Here is a 19,133-nt window from a genome sequence, read left to right on the forward strand (position 1 = left end):
GCGCGGGGGGGTGCGGGGCGGTGGAGGGGCTGGCGGTCGCGTTGGGGTGGGTGTGTGGCGTGGGGTGGGTGTGGGGGGGGCCCCCCGCGCGGGGGGGGGGGGGGGGGGGGGGGCGACGGGACGGGGGTGGGCGTCAGACGGCCGTGCGGGTGTGCACGTACTCGACGAGCCGGGACAGGGCGTCCGGGTCCATCGCCGGCATGACGCCGTGGCCCAGGTTGAAGACGTGGCCCTCCAGGCCCTTGGCGGCGGCGAGGACCTCGTCGGTCTTGGCCTCCACGACCTCGCGCGAGGCGAAGAGCACGGCGGGGTCCAGGTTGCCCTGGAGCGCCTTGCCGGGGCCGACGCGGCGGGCGGCCTCGTCGAGCGGGACGCGCCAGTCGACGCCGACGACGTCCGCGCCGGCCTCGCCCATGAGGCCGAGGAGCTCGCCCGTGCCCACGCCGAAGTGGATGCGCGGGACGCCGTAGCCGGCCACCGCGTCGAACACCTTGGTCGAGGCGGGCATCACCGAGCGGCGGTAGTCGGCCGGGGCGAGGGCGCCGACCCAGGAGTCGAAGAGCTGCACGGCGGAGGCGCCGGCCTCGATCTGCACCTTGAGGAAGGTCGAGGTGATCTCGGCGAGGCGGTCGAGCAGGTCGGCCCAGAGCTGCGGGTCGCCGTACATGAGCGCCTTGGTGTGCTCGTGGCTGCGGGACGGGCCGCCCTCGACGAGGTAGCTCGCGAGGGTGAAAGGCGCGCCGGCGAAGCCGATGAGCGGGGTGTCGCCCAGCTCCTCGGTGAGCATGCCGATGGCCTCGGTGACGTAGTGGACGTCCTCGGGGGTCAGGTCGCGCAGCCGGGCCAGGTCGGCGCGGGTGCGGATGGGGTCGGCGACGACCGGGCCGACGCCGGGCTTGATGTCGAGGTCGAGGCCGATGGCCTTGAGGGGGACGACGATGTCGCTGAAGTAGATGGCGGCGTCGACCTTGTGGCGGCGTACCGGCTGGAGCGTGATCTCGGTGACCAGCTCGGGCCGCATGCACGACTCCAGCATCGGGATGCCCTCGCGGACCTTCAGGTACTCGGGGAGCGAGCGCCCGGCCTGCCGCATGAACCAGACGGGGGTGTGCGGCACCGGCTCGCGTCGGCACGCCTTGAGGAACGCGGAGTCGTACGTCCGCGACTGCTGCTTCGTCTGCTGGCCCGTGGGGCGGTCATTGGCACTCACGCCCAGAATCTTCGCATGTGGCGGGAAGCCGCTCGTCCGGGCCGGGTGTCCCTCCCTGCACGGAGGCCCCGTTCCGCCTACTCTTCCCCGCATGGCTGCGGCTCAGGGACATTTTTCCGATCATTCCGACGGCGATCGAGGGACGGACGAAACGGCGGACAGTACGGAGACAAACCCGGTTCCGCCCGCCTTCCGGCGGGCGGTGGAGGCCTTGAGGTCGGCGAGGCTGCGGCCCGAGATCGAGGTCGACCCGACCAGGCCGCCGCAGCGCCTCGCCCCGTACGCGTACGCGGTGGAGGCGGCCGTGGTGGAGGGCGAGGAGGACCTGGCGGACGGGCGGCTGGTGCTGCTGCACGATCCGGACGGGCACGAGGCCTGGAAGGGCACGTTCCGTCTGGTGACCCTGGTCAGGGCGGAGCTGGAGCCGGAGATGGCGGCGGACCCCTTGCTGCCCGAGGTGTGCTGGTCCTGGCTGACCGGGGCCATGGAGGCGCGGGGGCTGGCGTACGGGGAGGCGAGCGGGACCGTGACGATGGCGGGCTCGCACTATTTCGGCGGGCTCGCGGACCGCAGGCCGGCGACGCAGATCGAGATCCGGGCGTCGTGGACCCCGCGCGAGGGCCGGAGCGGGGTGCCGGACACGGGGGCCCATCTGGCGGCCTGGTGCGATCTGCTCTGTCAGATCGCGGGGCTGCCTCCGGCGCCGGCGGATCCGGGGGCGGGGACGGTGACGGGCGCGGGGGTCGTCTCGCTGCCCCAGCGGCGGGGGCCGCAGGGGGCCTGAGACCGCCCCCGACGGGTCGTTCCGGGGTCCCTCGTGGGGGTGACGGGACGGGGCCCGCTCGCAGAATGATCGATCACGTATCCGAATTGCCCTAATTGTTACTCACCAAATCGTGATCTTTCCCTAAAGGCGGGCGGCCCAGCTGCCGAAGGAGTCAGTGACCCCTTCACAGCACGGGTTCGCCCCCGGCTTCTTCCCCGAGCCGGCCCCGTCCCGCACCCTTCCCCCCAGGAGGCCTGGTGTCCGTTCTCCTCGAGCAGCCCGCAAGCCTGGTCGCCTACCGCCCGAACAAGCCGACGGCCATGGTCGTCGTGGCCGACCCACGCGTCCGCTCCACCGTCACCCGCCACCTGTGGGCCCTCGGAGTGCGCGACGTGATCGAGGCGTCGTCCATCGCGGAGGCCCGTCCCCGCGTCGGCAACCCGCGCGACATCTGCGTTGCCGACGTCCACCTGCCCGACGGCAGCGGCCTGACCCTGCTGTCCGAGACCCGCGCCGCGGGCTGGCCCAACGGCCTCGCCCTCTCGGCCGCCGATGACATCGGCGCCGTACGCAACGCCCTGGCGGGCGGCGTGAAGGGCTACGTCGTCACCGGTACCCGCACCAACATCGGTCACCCCACCCGTCCCGGCGCCGCCCCCATCGGCGCCGCGGCGGCCCGCCTCGGCCACCGCCGCCCCCCGGGTGCCCCGAGCCACCCGGGCGGCTACCGCGAGCTCTCCGGCCGTGAGGTCGAGGTGCTCCGGCTCGTCGCGGAGGGCCAGTCCAACAAGGCGATCGGCGTGTCCATGGGCCTCTCCGCCCTGACCGTCAAGAGCCACCTCGCCCGCATCGCCCGCAAGCTGGGCACCGGGGACCGCGCCGGCATGGTCGCGGTGGCCCTGCGGACGGGGATCATCCACTGACGGCCGGTGGACACGGGCCCGCGCCTGTCGACGGAACGTTCCGTCGACAGGCGCTTGCCGTTCACCGATACCCTTGACACGTGACCGACGCCCAAGAGACCGCCGCAGACACAGCACTGCGCACCACCGGGGGCGGCCCCCCGGACGACGATGTCCCTGCGAATGGGCTTCCGATCCCGTTGCTGGAGCCCCGCGAGGGGATCCCGCCCGTCGTCGAGACGGAGGACGCCCTCGCCGAGGTGATCGCCGCGTTCGCCGCCGGAAGCGGTCCCGTGGCCGTGGACGCCGAGCGCGCCTCCGGCTACCGCTACGGCCAGCGCGCCTACCTCGTACAGCTCCGCCGCGAGGGCGCGGGCACCGCGCTCGTCGACCCCGTCGGCTGCCCCGACCTCTCGGGGCTCGGCGAGGCGCTCGCCGGGACCGAGTGGATCCTGCACGCCGCGACCCAGGACCTCCCGTGCCTGCGCGACATAGGCATGCGCCCCACCTCGCTCTTCGACACCGAGCTCGCCGGGCGCCTCGCGGGCTTCCCCCGCGTCGGCCTCGGCGCCATGGTCGAGTCCGTCCTCGGCTACGCGCTGGAGAAGGGCCACTCCGCCGTCGACTGGTCCACCCGCCCGCTGCCCGAGCCGTGGCTCCGGTACGCGGCGCTGGACGTCGAACTCCTCGTCGACCTGCGGGACGCCCTGGAGAAGGAGCTCGACCGGCAGGGGAAGCTGGAGTGGGCCCACCAGGAGTTCGACGCGATCGCCTCCGCCCCGCCCGCCCCGCCGCGCAAGGACCCGTGGCGCCGGACCTCCGGCATGCACAAGGTGCGCCGCCGACGCCAGATGGCGGTCGTACGGGAGCTGTGGACGGCCCGCGACAAGGTCGCCCAGCGGCGTGACGTCTCCCCCGGCAAGGTGCTGAGCGACGCGGCGATCGTCGAGGCCGCGCTCTCGGTGCCGGTGAACGTGGCCGCGCTCACCGCGCTGCCCGGCTTCGGCAACCGGACGGGCCGCCGCCAGCTGGAGCAGTGGCAGGCCGCGGTGGACCGGGCCAGGGCCCTCCCGGAGAGCGAGCTCCCGCAGCCGGGCCAGCAGGTCGCGGGCCCGCCCCCGCCGCGCGCCTGGGCGGACAAGGACCCGGCCGCGGCGGCCCGCCTCGCGGCGGCGCGCACGGCGGTCTCGGCGCTCGCGGAGGAGCTGAACCTCCCGCAGGAGAACCTGATCACCCCGGACACGGTGCGCCGGGTCTGCTGGGAACCGCCGTCCCCGGGCACCCCGGAGACGGTCGCCGAGGCCCTCACCGGCCACGGCGCCCGGCCGTGGCAGGTGGAACTGGTGACCCCGCTGCTCGTGGAGGCACTGACGGCGGGCGCCTGACCGCACGGAGAGAGCCCCCGACGCCCCTCGCGGCGCCCGGGGGCTCCGCCGTTCCCTACGGGACCGGGCTGAGGTTGCCGTCGACGTCCATGTCGAAGACCCCGTGGGTCTTCCCGTCGACCTTCAGGTGCTTGAGCCAGCGCTTCGAGAGCTCGTGCACGTTCTTGTGCTGCATCTCCCACGGCACCGAATGCCCCGCGCAGGCCAGCTTGACCATCAGCTTGTGGGAGCCGGCGACGGCGTCGTACAGCGCGGGGACCGAGAAGTCGAGTTCCGGGTTGGGGTTGGGGGGACTCGTGTTGGCCTGGGTGTCGTACTCCCCGTACACGAGCAGCACGGGCACGCTCCCGCCGAGGACTCCGTCCTGCGCGGCCGTGGCCTTGTTCCACCCCCACCGGACGAAGTTCCTGATCCGGTTGAGCCCGTCGTAGGACCCCCAGGTGCTGCCCACGTGGTCGGACCGCATGATCGCGTCCCAGGCCGCCTCGACGACGTCGTCCTCGCGCTGGCCGTCGCAGTGCACCTCACCGCCCCAGCCGCTCTTGAAGCCGGCCTTCGTGCCGAGGAAGGTCGGGAAGCCCGGCTGCGGCAGCGAGGCCGGCGGGTTCGAGGTGCCCCGGGGCGGGAAGATCGGCGCCAGCAGGAACAGGCTCTCCACCCGGCCGGGGTTCTTGACCGCGTACGGCCCCATGGTGAAGGCGGCGGCGGACCAGCCGACGAAGGCGACCTTGTCGGCGTCGCACTCCTTGCGGACGAACTCCACGACGGCGTGCAGCTCGTCACGGTCGCTGTACGAGTTGGTCAGCTGGTACGGGTAGTGCGGCGCGCCCGGTGTGAATCCGGGCGGCCTCGGGGTCAGCAGGTTCTGCTGGGCCGGGTTGACGTTGCGGGGGTCGTCCATCATGGGGCGCGCCGAGAGGCCGGAGCCCTGGAGGTCCATGAGGAAGACGTCGTGACCGGCCTTCGCCAGGGCCTCGGCCCAGCTGTACGACTTGTACCGGAGGTCGAAGCCCGGGAGCGCCGGGATGCTCCGGCCGTGCAGCATGATCACGGGCCTGCGCTTCTGGCCGGGGGGCGTGCCGTTCCGCTCGCGCACGAAGAGCTCGACGCTCTCGCCCTTGTTCGCGGGGACGGTGGACTTGTGCGGGAGCCAGTGGTCGGTGGTGACGATCGCCATGGGAGTCCGTTCTGTGCGGCGGATCCGGGGCCGGGTGCCCGGGCCCGGTCAGCGTCCGGCCGCCGGGCGGGGGGCGCCACGGGACGGCGGCCGGCCTGCGCCCATCGGGTTGCGGGACCGTCCGATCGGAGGGGCGCGCGGGGGCGCACCGGGCGCCTCGGCCGGGCCCGCGGGACGTGACGGTCGCGTGCCTCGGCCGGGCCCGCGGGGTGTGACCTTCACCGCTTGGCCCCCAAGGGGTGGGCAGCCTGGTTACCCACAAGTAGCATGGGTGGAGCAAGCGCACGCTTAGGCGTGGGCCGCAGCAGCAGTGCCATCCCGCACCCTGGAGGAGAGCCATCGTGCCTCGTACCGTCAGGGACGTCGTCTTCGTCGACGGCGTCCGCACCCCGTTCGGCAAGGCGGGCCCGAAGGGCATCTACCACGAGACCCGCGCCGACGACCTCGTCGTGAAGGCGATCCGGGAGCTGCTGCGCCGCAACCCGGGCCTCGACCCCGCGAAGATCGACGAGGTCGCCATCGCCGCGACCACGCAGATCGGCGACCAGGGCCTGACCCTCGGCCGCACGGCGGGCATCCTCGCCGGACTGCCGCAGTCGGTGCCGGGCTACTCCATCGACCGCATGTGCGCCGGTGCGCTCACGGCCGTGACGAGCGTCGCCGGTTCGATCGCCTTCGGCGCGTACGACGCCGTCATCGCCGGTGGCGTCGAGCACATGGGCCGCCACCCCATGGGCGAGGGCGTCGACCCGAACCCGCGCTTCGTGTCGGAGAAGCTCGTCGACGAGTCCGCCCTCTTCATGGGCATGACCGCCGAGAACCTGCACGACCGCTACCCGAGCATCACCAAGCAGCGCGCCGACGAGTACGCCGTGCGCTCGCAGGAGAAGGCCGCCAAGGCGTACGCCGACGGCAAGATCCAGCAGGACCTGGTGCCGGTCTCGGTGCGCCGCACCGACGCCTCCACCGGTGAGACCGGCTGGGGCCTGGTCACCGCCGACGAGCCGATGCGCCCGGGCACCACCCTGGAGTCGCTGGCGAACCTGAAGACGCCGTTCCGCGTCCACGGCAACGTCACCGCGGGCAACGCGGCCGGACTCAACGACGGCGCCACCGCCTCGATCATCGCCTCCGAGGACTTCGCGCGGGAGCACGACCTCCCGGTCAAGATGCGCCTCGTCTCGTACTCCTTCGCCGGCGTCGAGCCCGAGGTCATGGGCTACGGCCCGATCCCGGCCACCGAGAAGGCCCTCGCGCAGGCCGGCCTGTCCATCGAGGACATCGGCCTCTTCGAGATCAACGAGGCCTTCGCGGTCCAGGTCCTCGCGTTCCTGGAGCACTACGGCATCGCCGACGACGACGCCCGCGTGAACCAGTACGGCGGCGCGATCGCCTACGGTCACCCGCTCGCCTCCTCCGGCGTCCGTCTGATGACGCAGCTGGCCCGCCAGTTCGAGGAGAACCCGCAGGTCCGCTACGGCCTCAACACCATGTGCGTCGGCTTCGGCATGGGCGCGACGGTCATCTGGGAGAACCCCCACTGGGAGGGCAAGTGAGCACCACCGCCGAACTTCTGAAGGGCGCCGCCGAGCTCTTCCCGGACGAGGTCGTCACCAGCGCCCACGTACGGCACTTCGAACTGCCCGCGGGCGCGGGCCGGTTCGCGCTGATCACGCTGGACAACGGCTTCGACCACACCAAGCCGACCACCTTCGGCCCGCAGTCCCTCGCCCACCTGAACGCGGCGATCGACCAGGTCGAGGCCGAGGCCGCGAACGGCGACATCGTCGGCGTCGGCATCACCGGCAAGCCGTTCATCTTCGCCGTCGGCGCCGACCTCAAGGGCGTCGAGCTCCTCAAGAAGCACGACGAGGCGCTCGCCATCGGCAAGGGCGGCCACGACGTCTTCAAGCGCCTCTCCGCGCTCGCCGTGCCGACCTTCGCGTACTACAACGGCGCGGCCATGGGCGGCGGCGTCGAGGTCGGTCTGCACTGCACCTACCGCACCGTGTCGAAGGCCCTGCCGGCCTTCTCGCTGCCCGAGGTCTTCCTCGGCCTGGTGCCCGGCTGGGGCGGCTGCGCCATCCTGCCGAACCTGATCGGCGCGGAGAAGGCCGTCTCGGTCATCATCGAGAACTCGCTGAACCAGAACCGCCAGCTCAAGGGCAAGCAGGTCTTCGAGCTCGGCATCGCCGACGCGCTGTTCGAGGGCGCCGACTTCCTGGAGCGGTCGCTCGTCTGGACCGCCGGGGTCCTCAACGGCTCCGTCGCCGTCGAGCGCCCCGAGGTCGACCGCGGCGAGGCCTGGGACCAGGCCGTCGCCAAGGGCCGCGCCATCGCCGACTCCAAGGTGCACGGCGCCGCCCCGGCCGCCTACCGCGCCCTCGACATCATCGAGGCCGCCAAGGACGGCGACCTGCAGAAGGGCTTCGACGCCGAGGACCAGGCCCTCGCGGACCTGATCATGGGCGGCGAGCTGCGCTCCGGCATCTACGCCTTCAACCTGGTGCAGAAGCGCGGCAAGCGCCCCGCCGGTGCCCCGGACAAGTCGCTGGCCCGCCCGGTCACCAAGGTCGGCGTCGTCGGCGCCGGTCTGATGGCCTCCCAGCTCGCCCTGCTCTTCCTGCGCCGCCTGGAGGTGCCGGTCGTCCTGACCGACATCGACCAGGAGCGCGTCGACAAGGGCGTGGGCTACGTCCACGCCGAGATCGAGAAGCTGCTCGGCAAGGGCCGGATCAACCAGGACAAGGCCAACCGTCTCAAGGGCCTGGTCTCCGGTGTCCTGGACAAGGCCGAGGGCTTCGCGGACGCGGACTTCATCATCGAGGCCGTGTTCGAGGAGATGTCCGTCAAGCAGAAGGTGTTCGCGGAGGTCGAGGCGGTCGCCCCGGCGCACGCGATCCTCGCCACCAACACCTCCTCGCTGTCCGTCTCGGAGATGGCCTCCAAGCTCCAGCACCCGGAGCGCGTGGTCGGCTTCCACTTCTTCAACCCGGTCGCGATCCTCCCGCTCCTGGAGATCGTCCGCGGCGAGAAGACGGACGACGCCTCCCTGGCCACCGCCTTCGGTGTCGCCAAGAAGCTGAAGAAGACCGCGGTCCTCACCAAGGACGCCCCGGCGTTCGTCGTGAACCGCATCCTGACCCGCTTCATGGGCGAGATCCAGAACGTCATCGACGAGGGCACCTCCGTCGAGACGGCGGAGAAGGCCATCGAGCCCCTCGGCCTGCCGATGTCGCCGCTGGTGCTCCTGGAGCTCGTCGGCCCGGCGATCGGTCTGCACGTCTCCGAGACCCTGAACCGCTCCTTCCCGGAGCGCTTCACCGTCTCGCCGAACCTCAAGCGCGTCGTCGAGGCCGGCAAGCGCGGCTTCTACGTCTACAACGCCGAGAACGGCTTCAAGCCGGAGCTCGACCCCGAGGTCGCCGCCCTCCTCGTCCAGGGCGACTCCGTCCTGACCGAGGAGCAGGTCCGCGACCGCGTCCTGGACGCGGTGGCGCAGGAGATCGGCCTGATGCTGGAGGAGGGTGTCGTCGCCGAGGCGCAGGACATCGACCTCTGCCTGATCACCGGCGCGGGCTGGCCCTTCCACCTGGGCGGCATCACGCCGTACCTGGACCGTGAGGGCGTCTCCGAGCGCGTCAACGGCAAGCCGTTCCTGGCCCAGGGCGTCGCGAGCGTCCCGGCGTAACACCCGGACGTCATGACGACGGCCCCGGCACCTCGCACAGGTGCCGGGGCCGTTTCCCGTTCCGCGGGCGGCGTCACCCTATGGAGCGCCAGCCCTCCAGCAGCAGCCCCTCGGCGCCCACCTTCTGACGGGTGGTGACCGGCGTGCGCCCGTCGGCCACGGCCATCGCGACGAGACCGCCGTCGAGGCCGCGGGTGAGGACGGTGTCCAGGTTCCCCCGCCGCTCCCCCGTCTCCGACCAGCTCAGGCCCTCCGCCTCCTGCTCGCTCGGGTACGCGGCGAGGGCGAGGCGGCCGTCCCCGGACTGCTGGGCGAGGACCGTGCAGTCGAAGCCGTCGATGAGGCAGCGGGTGACCGAGAGGCGTCCGGTGCCGACCGCCTTGCCGAGCGGGGTCGGCTCCAGCTCGCGCTCCGGCGACCAGGCCGTGACCTGGTTCTCCTGGTCGAGGTAGAAGAGCGTCACGTGCCCGGAGGGCCCGGTGACGGCCGCCAGGGTGCCCATGGTCACCGAGGCGGGCAGGAGTTCCTCGCGGACCGGCTTCGCGCCGGCCTCGCGCTGCACGTAGCGGACGAGGCCCTTGGCGTGCGAGCTGTACAGCTCGACGAGACCGGAGCCGTTGGTGAGCGCGACCGGCGAGGGGTCGGTCTTCGACCCCTTCAGGTCCCACCAGGGGTGCCAGCCGCCCGCGTCCTTCTGTGCCCGGACGCTGAGGCCGCCGCCGCCGTTCCGCACGAAGGCGTAGACGCGGCCCTGGGCGTCCACGGCGACGGCCGGGTTGCCCATCCAGGGGCCCTTGCCGTTCGAGTGCCCCAGGGAGCGCCAGGCGGCCGCGGGGCGGCCCGTCTGGAACTGGACGGCGTGCACCAGCTCGACGTGTCCCTCGTCGCCGCCCGTCGGCCGCAGACCGACGAGGTGGACGTAGCGGTCGGCGCCCTGGCCGACGGCGAGGAACGGGGTGAGTCCGTCGCCGCCGAGGGAGACGGGGCCGCTCCAGCCTCCGCCGGGCTCCTCCGTCCAGCGCACCACCTCGCCGTCCCGGGGCAGGTAGGCGCTGAACCGGCCCTCCTCCCCTCTGGTCAGCCAGCAGCCCTGGAGCACGGGGGCGGCGGGGCTGTGGGCACGGTCGGTGGGGGCCTGGGATCGGTTCGCCATGAGGGGATCCAGCACTCCGGTCGTCGGGAGGAGTTCGGGTACGAGCCGACTGTAGTCGCCCTCCCGGACGCTCTCCGCCGCGCCTGCGGCCTCACCCGCTCAGTAGCGCGCCTCCCGGCCCTCGAGGCCGAGCCGGCTGTGACGGCGCCCGTACAGGAAGTACACGACGAAGCCGATCACCATCCAGACGGCGAACCGGAACCAGGTCTCGCCCGGCAGGTTGAGCATGAGCCAGACGGACGCGGCGATGGAGAGGATCGGCAGCACGGGCACCCAGGGGGTGCGGAAGGCGCGCGGCAGGTCGGGGCGGGTGCGGCGGAGCACCATGACGCCGACGGCGACGACGACGAAGGCGAAGAGGGTGCCGATGTTCACCAGGGTCGCGAGCTCGTTGATGCTGGTGAAGCCGGCGACGATGGCGATGATCACGCCGAGCAGGACGGTCGGCCGGTACGGGGTCCTGAACCGGGGGTGCGTGACGGAGAAGAAGCGCGGCAGCAGACCGTCGCGGCTCATCGCGAAGAAGACGCGGGTCTGGCCGAGCAGGAGGATCAGACAGACCGTGGTGAGGCCGACGGCGGCGCCGAAGCTGATCACGCCCGCGTAGAAGGGGTGGCCCGCCGCCTTGAAGGCGTCGGCGAGCGGGGCGCTGACGGACAGCTCGGTGTAGTGCTGCATGCCGGTGACGACGAGCGCGACCGCCACGTACAGCACGGTGCAGATGAGGAGCGAGCCGAGGATGCCCCGGGGCATGTCCCGCTGCGGCAGCTTCGTCTCCTCGGCGGCGGTGGCCACCACGTCGAAGCCGATGAAGGCGAAGAAGACGACGGAGGCGGCGGTGAAGATGCCCATGACGCCGAAGTTCGTCGGCTCGTACCCGAAGATCAGCTGGACCATCGGGGAGTTCCAGCCGGAGGTGCCGCCGGGCGGGGAGACGGCCGGCGGGATGAAGGGCTTGTAGTTGTCGCCGACGATGAAGAACAGACCGGCGATGATCACGATCATCACGACGGTGACCTTGATCGCGACGACGACCGCGGTGATCCGGGCGGAGAGCTTCATGCCGAGGACGAGGACCACGGTCAGGACGAGGACGAGCAGGAACGCCAGGATGTCGAAGGTGCCGCCCGGGATGTCCGGCCCTTCGAGCGCGGCGGGCAGGTGCCAGCCGATGTTGTCCAAGAGGGATCTGACGTACCCGGACCAGCCGACGGCGACCACCGCCGTGCCCAGGGCGAACTCCAGGACCAGGTCCCAGCCGATGATCCAGGCCGGCAGCTCGCCGATCGAGGCGTACGCGAAGGTGTACGCCGATCCCGCCACCGGCACCGTCGAGGCGAACTCGGCGTAGCACAGGGCGGCCAGGGCGCAGACGATGCCCGCGGCGACGAAGGCGAGGGCGGTGGCCGGTCCGGCGTTCTCCTTGGCGACCTTGCCCGTGAGGACGAAGATGCCGGTGCCGATGATGACGCCGACGCCGAACACCGTCAGGTCCCAGGCCGACAGGGACTTCCGGAGCGCGTGCTCGGGCTCCTCCGTGTCGCGGATCGACTGCTCGACCGACTTGGTCCGGAACAATCCGGTATTGGCGCGTGGCCGCTGGTCCGTACTCACGTCGCACCTCCCTGCCATGGGGCTGCCCGCCCTGGGGACAGAATGCACGCGAAAGGGCCGGTCGGCACTCCGAAGAGTGATCCGACCGGCCCAAAGGTGACGCCGGGTGACGGTGTCCGTCAGTCGCGGGCGGGCTCCACGGCCTGGGCGCTGCTCTCGAACCGTCCGTCCAGGCGCGAGACCAGACCGGTGACCTGGCGGGCGATGTCCGGGGCGGTCAGCCCGATCTCGGCGAGGACCTCGCCGCGGGACGCGTGGTCGAGGAAGCGCGGCGGGATGCCGAAGTCACGCAGCGGCACGTCGACGCCGGCGTCGCGCAGCGCCTGGGCGACGGCGGAGCCGACACCTCCGACGCGGCTGTTGTCCTCGACGGTGACGACGACCCGGTGGCGCTCGGCGAGCGGGGCGAGGGCCTCGTCGACGGGCTTGACCCAGCGGGGGTCGACGACGGTGGTGGAGATGCCCTGCCGGTCGAGGAGGCCGGCGATCTCCAGGCACATGGGGGCCAGGGCGCCCACGGAGACCAGGAGGACGTCCGGCCGCTCCGAGCCGGCCTCGCGGAGCACGTCCATGCCGCCGACGCGGCGCAGGGCCGGGACGGCCGGGCCGACGGCGCCCTTGGAGAAGCGGACGACGGTCGGGGCGTCGGTGACCTCGACGGCCTCGCGCAGCTGGGCGCGGACCTGGTCGGCGTCGCGCGGGGCGGCGAGCCGGAGGCCGGGCACGACCTGCAGGATCGACATGTCCCACATGCCGTTGTGCGAGGCGCCGTCGGTGCCGGTGACACCCGCCCGGTCCAGGACGAAGGTGACGCCGCACTTGTGCAGCGCCACGTCCATCAGGACCTGGTCGAAGGCGCGGTTGAGGAAGGTCGCGTACACGGCGAAGACCGGGTGGAGGCCGCCGGTGGCGAGGCCGGCCGCGGAGACCGCGGCGTGCTGCTCGGCGATGCCGACGTCGAAGACCCGCTCGGGGAAGGCCTTGGCGAACTTGTCGAGGCCGACGGGCTGGAGCATGGCCGCGGTGATGGCGACGATGTCCGCGCGCTCCTCGCCGAGCGCGACCATCTCCTCGGCGAAGACGCCGGTCCAGTCGGCGCCGGAGGAGGCGATGGGCAGGCCGGTGTCGGGGTGGATCTTGCCGACGGCGTGGAAGCGGTCGGCCTCGTCCTGGAGGGCGGGCTGGTAGCCGCGGCCCTTCTCGGTGAGGCAGTGCACGATCACGGGGCCGCCGAAGCGCTTGGCGCGCGTGAGGGCGGACTCCAGGGCCTCGATGTCGTGGCCGTCGATGGGGCCGACGTACTTCAGGCCCAGGTCCTCGAACATGCCCTGCGGGGCGATGAAGTCCTTGAGGCCCTTCTTGGCGCCGTGCAGGGTCTCGTAGAGCGGCTTCCCGACGACCGGGGTGCGCTCCAGGATGTCCTTGCCGCGGGCGAGGAAGCGCTCGTAGCCGTCGGTGGTGCGCAGGGTGGCCAGGTGGTTGGCGAGGCCGCCGATGGTGGGCGCGTAGGAGCGCTCGTTGTCGTTGACGACGATGACGAGCGGGCGGTCCTTGGCGGCGGCGATGTTGTTCAGCGCCTCCCAGGCCATGCCGCCGGTGAGGGCGCCGTCACCGATGACCGCGACGACGTGGTCGTCCTTCTTCAGGACCTCGTTCGCCTTGGCGAGGCCGTCGGCCCAGCCGAGGACGGTGGAGGCGTGCGAGTTCTCGATGACGTCGTGGTCGGACTCGGCCTGCGAGGGGTAGCCGGAGAGGCCGCCCTTCATCTTGAGCTTCGAGAAGTCCTGGCGCCCGGTGAGGAGCTTGTGGACGTAGCTCTGGTGGCCGGTGTCCCAGAGGACCTTGTCCTTCGGGGAGTCGAACACCCGGTGCAGGGCGATGGTCAGCTCGACCACGCCGAGGTTGGGGCCGAGGTGCCCGCCGGTCTTGGAGACGGCGTCCACGAGGAACGTCCTGATCTCGTCGGCCAGCTGGTCCAGCTGTTCCGGGGAGAGCCGGTCCAGATCTCGCGGTCCCCTGATACGGGTCAGCAGAGCCACCCGTTCCTCCTTGCGTTGAGCTGGTCGAGCTTGCCGATTTGTCGAGTCTAATGTTCCGTCTTGGATCGTGGGCATCGGGCCGGGGGGTGAGGCGTCACCCTCATGGCCGACAATCCGCTGATCTGTACGGCTGCACGCGCGCGTGCACTGCTGCTCCGGACGCGCGGGAGCCCGGCACCGGTTTCCCGGTGCCGGGCTGCTGTGACGGGTGTTACGCGCGGCCCGCGGTCTTCTGCGTGCGGCGGGAGACCGAGTCGATGATCACGGCGATGAGCAGGACCGCTCCGGTGATCATGTACTGGATGGCGTTCGAGGACAGGTTCATCTGGTTGAGGCCCTGGACGATCGACTGGATGACCAGGATGCCCAGGAGCGCCGACCAGACCTTGCCGCGTCCGCCGAACAGCGACGTACCGCCGATGACCGCGGCGGCGATGCACATCATCAGCTGGTTGCCGCCGCCGAGCGAGCGGTCGGCGCCGCCCGTCGCGGAGGCCAGGAAGAGACCGCCGACGGCGCCCATCGTGCCGGAGATCATGAAGACCGAGATCCGGATCCACGACACGTTGATGCCGGCGCGGCGGGCGGCCTCGATGCCGCCGCCGACCGCGAAGACCTGACGGCCGTACGTGGTGCGGCGCAGGACGAAGTCGGTGACGAGAAGGATCACCAGGAAGATCACCAGGGAGAGCGGCAGGCCCTGCTCCTGGTTGAAGCCGTACGCGGCGACGAGGACCAGGACCGCGAGGACGGCGGTGCGCAGGATGATCTCGCTCTGCGGGCGGTGCGGCAGCTCGGCGGCCTTGCGGCGGCGGGAGTCGCGCAGCTGGGCGAGGTAGAAGGCGGCGACGACGGCCACGGCGAGGCCGTAGGCGGCGGCGACGTCGGAGAAGTAGTACTTGGTGAGGTCGCCGACGAAGCTGCCGATCGGGGTGGGGATGGTCGACCGGTCGCCCATGACCCAGGTCTGCAGACCGGCCCAACCGAGGAAGCCGGCGAGGGTGACGACGAACGCGGGCACGCCGATCTTGGCGAACACCAGGCCGTGGAAGGCGCCGATGAGGGTGCCGGACAGGATGCCGAGGAGGATGGCGAGGGAGTCCGGCATGTCGGTGCCGAGCACGCCCCAGACTGAGCCGGCCAGACCCGCCACGGAGCCCACGGCGAGGTCGATCTCGCCGAGCAGCAGGACGAAGACGATGCCGACGGCCATGATGCCGGGGCCGACCGCGTACAGCGTGATCTGGTCGAGGTTGTACGAGGTGATGAAGTTGCCGGTGAGGGCCTGGAAGACGATGCCGATGACGATCAGGCCGACGACGACGGGCAGCGAGCCGATCTCACCGGAGCGGATCTTGCGCTTGAACTCGTCGACGTACCCCTTGAAGCCCTGCTCGCGGACGAGGAGGCGGGGGTCGACGGCGGGCACCGCGGCGGCGGCGGGGGCCGCCTCCTCGCCCGCGCGCGGCTCGGGCACGGTGTCCTCGGAGGTGCTGGGGGTCGTGCTCACTTCGCTACCTCCGCGTTGCGGGCCTGGCGGCGGGTCACGGCGTTGTCCGTGGCACCGGTGATCGCGGCGATGATCTCTTCGTGCGTGGTGGTGGCCACCGGGAAGGTGCCGTTGTTGCGCCCCAGGCGGAGCACGGCCACGGTGTCGGCCACGGCCTTCACGTCGGCCATGTTGTGGCTGATGAGGATCACGCCGAGGCCCTGCTCGCGCAGCCGCTCGACCAGGTCGAGGACCTGCGCGGTCTGCTCGACGCCGAGCGCGGCGGTCGGCTCGTCCAGGATCACGATCTTGGGGTCGCCGACCAGGGCGCGGGCGATGGCGACGACCTGCCGCTGACCGCCGGAGAGGGCGGCGACGGGGATGCGGACGCTGGGGATGCGGATGGACAGCGTGGAGAGCAGGTCCTTGGCCCGCTTCTCCATGGCGACCTCGTCGAGGACGCCGCCCTTCTTGATCTCGCGGCCGAGGAACAGGTTGGCGACGACGTCGAGGTTGTCGCAGAGCGCGAGGTCCTGGTAGACGGTGGCGACGCCGAGGTTCTGGGAGTCGTGCGGGCGCTGGATCTCGACGCGCTCGCCCTCCCACTCGATGACGCCCTCGTCGATGGGGTGCACGCCGGCGATCGTCTTGACCAGCGTGGACTTTCCCGCTCCGTTGTCGCCGACGAGCGCGACGACCTCTCCTGCGTGGACTTCGAGATCGACACCGGAGAGGACCTGAACCGCTCCGAACCGCTTGAAGATCCCGCGCAACGCCAACACGGGCGTCTGGGACACGTGAACCAACTCCTTCGCCGCCCGGGAGGGGTCGACGGCATGTCGCGCCGCCGGTGCGGCGCCGAAGTTTCGAGGGGGGCTGGGCTCGTCCGGCCCCCGGACCGACAGCGGGGTCTGGGTCGGCCGGGGACCGGACGGGCTCGGGGGACGGATCCGGGGCCGGGGGCCCGCCGTTGTTACCGGGGGTCTTCACCCTCTGTACGCGGGCGGCGGCGCCTCTGACCGGCGCGGCCGGGGCCGGGATCCGTGGCGCGGGACCGTGGGGGTCCCGCGAGGTGGGGCCGGGGTTACTTGATGCCCAGCTCGGTGCACTTGGCGGCGAGGTCCGCGGTGCAGAGGTCGGCGGCCTTGTAGATGCCGTCCTTGACGACCGTGGACTGGATGTTGGTCTTGTCGACCACGACCGGGGCGAAGAGCGTGGAGGGCACGCCGTCGGTCTCGCCCTGGGCGCCGAGGTCCTTGCCCTTGAGCAGGTTCACCGCGAACTTGGCGGCCTCGGGGGCCAGCTGGAGCGGCGACTTGTAGATCGTGAAGGTCTGGCTGCCCGCGATGATCCGCTGGATGCCCGCGACCTCGGCGTCCTGGCCGCCCACCGGGACGCCCTTGACGCCGGCGTTCTCGAGGGAGGTGATGATGCCGCCGGCCATGCCGTCGTTCGCGGAGTAGACGGCGCCGATCTTGTCCTTGCCGACCGAGGAGATCGCGGCGGACATCTTCTCGCCCGCGACCTTCGGGTCCCACTCGCCGGAGGCCTCGTAGGCGATCTTGCCGACCTTGCCGTCGAGGGCGGTGTGCGCGCCCTTCTTGAACAGCGCGGCGTTCGGGTCCTTCTCGTCGCCGTTGATCATCACGACGTTCGCCGAGGCGGCCTTCGTGCCGAGCGCGGTCAGCAGGGCCTGGCCCTGGAGCTCGCCGACCTTGTTGTTGTCGTGGCTGACGTAGGCGTCGGCGCCCGGGACGGCACGGTCGTACGCGACGACCTTGACGCCCTTGGCCTTGGCGTCCTTGACCCAGCCCTCGGCCTTGGCGGCGTCGACCGGGTCGAGCGCGATGACCTTGACGCCGTCGGCGATCAGCTGGTCGAACTGCTGCTTCTGCTTCACGACGTCGGAGACCGCGTTGTTGTAGACGATCTCGCAGTCGGAGCAGGCGGCCTTGACGGCCTTCTCGAACTGCGGCTTGTCCAGCGCCTCGTAGCGCGAGGTCTTGTTCTCCGGAAGGAGCAGGCCGATCTTGGTCGAGCTGCCCTTGTCTCCGCTGTCGTCGCCGCCGGCCTTGCCGCAGGCGGCGAGCGAGAGTGCCATCGAGACCGCGGCCGTGGCTATGACGGCGCGACGCGTCACTGCGTTCATGTGGGGTTGCCTCCCTGACGAGGCCGCGACGTTGCGGCCGAGGTGGCACGAAGTCAACTCGGCTGCAACGTTGACGTCAAGAAGTAAATTCTTAACGAGATGACAACGACGGTGTTCGTTATCTAAGTGAAGGCAAGGCGCGAGGCGGGGGCCGCGGCGGGCAGCGCACTCTCCAACAGGGTCGAATCGCCCATTTCGCTCAGCACGAGGGCGAGGGCGCCGAGCACCTCGGCGCGCCCGCCGAGGGCCCCCTGGGCCAGCGAGAGCTGGCGGGCCGCACTGGGGATCGCGTACCGCGAGACGGAGTCCCTGATGGGCGCGAGGACCAGCTCACCGGCCTCGGCGAGGTCGCCGCCGAGCACCACCCGGCTGGGGTTGAGGAGGTTGCAGAGGTTGGCGACGCCGCTGCCGATGTGCCGTCCGACGTCGGCGATCACCCGGCGGCAGCCGGGGTCCCCCTCGCGGGCCAGCTGCACGACCCGCTCCATGGTCAGGTCGGGGCCGTGGCTCGGCTGGAGCAGCGGCAGCACGTACCGCGCGGCGGTGAAGGTCTCCAGGCAGCCGCGGTTGCCGCAGCGGCAGACCGGCCCCGACTCGTCCAGGGTGATGTGCCCGATCTCGCCCGCGGTGCCGCCGGGCCCCCGGTAGACCCGCCCGTCGATGACGAGCCCGGCGCCCACGCCGCTGGCCACCTTGATGTAGGCCAGGTCCTTCACGCCCCGGCCGCTGCCCCAGACGAGCTCGCCGAGCGCGCCGAGGTTGGCGTCGTTGTCGACGTGCACCGGGACGCCGAGCCGGCCGGAGAGCTCCTCCGCGGGGTTGATCCCGCTCCAGCCCGGCAGGATCGACGTCGATCCGAGGGTCCCGGAGGAGACGTCGATCGGACCCGGGACGCCGAGGCCGACGCCGATCACCTTGTCGGCGCCGATTCCGGTGGCCCGGATCAGCCGTTTGACCAGCCTCTCGGCCCGGTCGAAGCCCTCGGCGGAGGACGCGTCCACGTCGAGCGGCTCGGCCTCCTCGGCGAGCACCTGGTGGGCGAGGTTGCCGACGGCGACCCTCAGGTGCGTGTGGCCGAAGTCCACGCCGATCACGATGCCGGCGTCGCCGGAGAGCGAGACGCTGCGGGCCCGGCGGCCGCCCGCGGAGGTGGGCGTCACCTCGACGGTGCCGCCCTCCTTCAACTCCCGCACGATGTTGGAGACCGTGGCGGCCGAGAGGCCCGTCGCCCGGGCGATCTCCGCCTGGGTGAGTGATCCGGCCATACGCACAGCCCGGACGACCCGTTCGAGATTGGCCCTGTGCAGAGAGGTCTGCGACCCCGGAGTCTCCATCGACTCACTCACTCCCACCGTTTTCTCCAACATGTGAACTCTAAGGGGACGCTTTCGGCTTGGTCCCCGTCAAGACCTTGAGTGTCGGACGGTGAGTGTCACACGACGCGCCGGGGCGCGCCCCCCCCCGCGGGGGCGGGGGGGGGCGCCCGGGGGGCGCGGGGGGGGCCCGCGCGCCCGCCGGCCCGGCCCGCGCCCCCCCCCCCCGCCGAGAGTGGGTGGGC

General features: G+C 71.7%; 14 protein-coding genes. 5 read left to right on the forward strand and 9 right to left on the reverse strand.

From position 1 onward, the window contains the following. Positions 1-133: 133 nt before the first annotated feature. A complete protein-coding gene (hemE, locus tag ACFV2S_RS07245) occupies positions 134-1,210 on the reverse strand; it encodes a uroporphyrinogen decarboxylase (protein ID WP_385555055.1) in 1,077 nt (358 codons plus the stop codon). 91 nt (positions 1,211-1,301) lie between these two features. Here hemE and ACFV2S_RS07250 point away from each other — a divergent pair, with 91 nt between their 5' ends. The 3 genes from ACFV2S_RS07250 (at position 1,302) to ACFV2S_RS07260 (ending at position 4,263) form a co-directional block, all read left to right on the forward strand. Next, entirely contained in the window at positions 1,302-1,994 is a 693-nt protein-coding gene (locus ACFV2S_RS07250) for a DUF3000 domain-containing protein (protein ID WP_385555057.1), read from the forward strand. Positions 1,995-2,233: 239 nt separating this feature from the next. Next, a complete protein-coding gene (locus ACFV2S_RS07255) occupies positions 2,234-2,899 on the forward strand; it encodes a response regulator transcription factor (protein WP_015037008.1) in 666 nt (221 codons plus the stop codon). A gap of 80 nt (positions 2,900-2,979) precedes the next feature. Next, entirely contained in the window at positions 2,980-4,263 is a 1,284-nt protein-coding gene (locus tag ACFV2S_RS07260; RefSeq protein WP_385555060.1) for a ribonuclease D, read from the forward strand. 55 nt (positions 4,264-4,318) lie between these two features. On the opposite strand, the gene ACFV2S_RS07265 is transcribed toward ACFV2S_RS07260, so the two are convergent. After that, positions 4,319-5,440 (reverse strand): alpha/beta fold hydrolase, encoded by a 1,122-nt coding sequence (locus ACFV2S_RS07265; RefSeq protein ID WP_385555062.1) that lies wholly within the window; start codon positions 5,438-5,440, stop codon positions 4,319-4,321. Between the two features lie 341 nt (positions 5,441-5,781). Between ACFV2S_RS07265 and ACFV2S_RS07270 the strand changes: the two genes are divergently transcribed. Together ACFV2S_RS07270 and ACFV2S_RS07275 are read left to right on the forward strand one after the other, a co-directional pair. Continuing rightward, positions 5,782-6,996, forward strand: coding sequence for a thiolase family protein (locus ACFV2S_RS07270; protein ID WP_385555064.1), 1,215 nt, complete (start codon positions 5,782-5,784; stop codon positions 6,994-6,996). Further along, complete coding sequence (locus ACFV2S_RS07275; RefSeq protein ID WP_385555066.1) at positions 6,993-9,131, forward strand: 3-hydroxyacyl-CoA dehydrogenase NAD-binding domain-containing protein; 2,139 nt, start codon at positions 6,993-6,995, stop codon at positions 9,129-9,131. Before ACFV2S_RS07270 ends, ACFV2S_RS07275 begins: the two co-directional genes overlap by 4 nt. A gap of 73 nt (positions 9,132-9,204) precedes the next feature. On the opposite strand, the gene ACFV2S_RS07280 is transcribed toward ACFV2S_RS07275, so the two are convergent. From ACFV2S_RS07280 to ACFV2S_RS07310, 7 genes are all read right to left on the reverse strand, one after another. After that, the gene (locus ACFV2S_RS07280) at positions 9,205-10,284 is read right to left on the reverse strand and encodes a hypothetical protein (RefSeq protein ID WP_385555068.1); all 1,080 of its coding nucleotides are present in this window, start codon (positions 10,282-10,284) and stop codon (positions 9,205-9,207) included. A 99-nt stretch (positions 10,285-10,383) separates the two neighbouring features. Next, entirely contained in the window at positions 10,384-11,916 is a 1,533-nt protein-coding gene (locus tag ACFV2S_RS07285; RefSeq protein ID WP_385555070.1) for an amino acid permease, read from the reverse strand. Positions 11,917-12,017: 101 nt separating this feature from the next. Then, positions 12,018-13,937, reverse strand: a complete 1,920-nt coding sequence (gene dxs / locus ACFV2S_RS07290) for a 1-deoxy-D-xylulose-5-phosphate synthase (RefSeq protein ID WP_385555072.1) — start codon at positions 13,935-13,937, stop codon at positions 12,018-12,020. 211 nt (positions 13,938-14,148) lie between these two features. Next, positions 14,149-15,447 (reverse strand): sugar ABC transporter permease, encoded by a 1,299-nt coding sequence (locus ACFV2S_RS07295; protein ID WP_385555074.1) that lies wholly within the window; start codon positions 15,445-15,447, stop codon positions 14,149-14,151. Next, positions 15,444-16,232: an ATP-binding cassette domain-containing protein gene (locus tag ACFV2S_RS07300; protein WP_015037000.1), complete on the reverse strand. Its 789-nt coding sequence runs from the start codon at positions 16,230-16,232 to the stop codon at positions 15,444-15,446. The genes ACFV2S_RS07295 and ACFV2S_RS07300 overlap by 4 nt, the downstream gene beginning before the upstream one ends. 278 nt (positions 16,233-16,510) lie before the next feature. Beyond that, positions 16,511-17,575 carry a sugar ABC transporter substrate-binding protein gene (locus ACFV2S_RS07305; RefSeq protein ID WP_385555076.1) on the reverse strand — a complete coding sequence of 355 codons (1,065 nt, stop codon included), beginning with the start codon at positions 17,573-17,575 and terminating at the stop codon, positions 16,511-16,513. A gap of 122 nt (positions 17,576-17,697) precedes the next feature. Continuing rightward, on the reverse strand, positions 17,698-18,909 hold the full coding sequence (locus ACFV2S_RS07310; RefSeq protein ID WP_385555078.1) for an ROK family protein: 1,212 nt from the start codon (positions 18,907-18,909) through the stop codon (positions 17,698-17,700). Between the last annotated feature and the right edge of the window lie 224 nt (positions 18,910-19,133).

The sequence above is a fragment of the Streptomyces sp. NPDC059695 genome, from assembly GCF_042733785.1.
Classification (GTDB): Bacteria; Actinomycetota; Actinomycetes; order Streptomycetales; family Streptomycetaceae; genus Streptomyces.

What these genes read in the sequence shown, in the direction of transcription:
- ACFV2S_RS07265 (WP_385555062.1), bottom strand. Translation starts at nt 5,440, where the DNA reads ATGGCGATCGTCACCACCGACCACTGGCTCCCGCACAAGTCCACCGTC.
- ACFV2S_RS07280 (WP_385555068.1), bottom strand. Translation starts at nt 10,284, where the DNA reads ATGGCGAACCGATCCCAGGCCCCCACCGACCGTGCCCACAGCCCCGCC.
- ACFV2S_RS07310 (WP_385555078.1), bottom strand. Translation starts at nt 18,909, where the DNA reads ATGGAGACTCCGGGGTCGCAGACCTCTCTGCACAGGGCCAATCTCGAA.
- ACFV2S_RS07250 (WP_385555057.1), top strand. Translation starts at nt 1,302, where the DNA reads ATGGCTGCGGCTCAGGGACATTTTTCCGATCATTCCGACGGCGATCGA.
- ACFV2S_RS07285 (WP_385555070.1), bottom strand. Translation starts at nt 11,916, where the DNA reads ATGGCAGGGAGGTGCGACGTGAGTACGGACCAGCGGCCACGCGCCAAT.
- ACFV2S_RS07305 (WP_385555076.1), bottom strand. Translation starts at nt 17,575, where the DNA reads ATGAACGCAGTGACGCGTCGCGCCGTCATAGCCACGGCCGCGGTCTCG.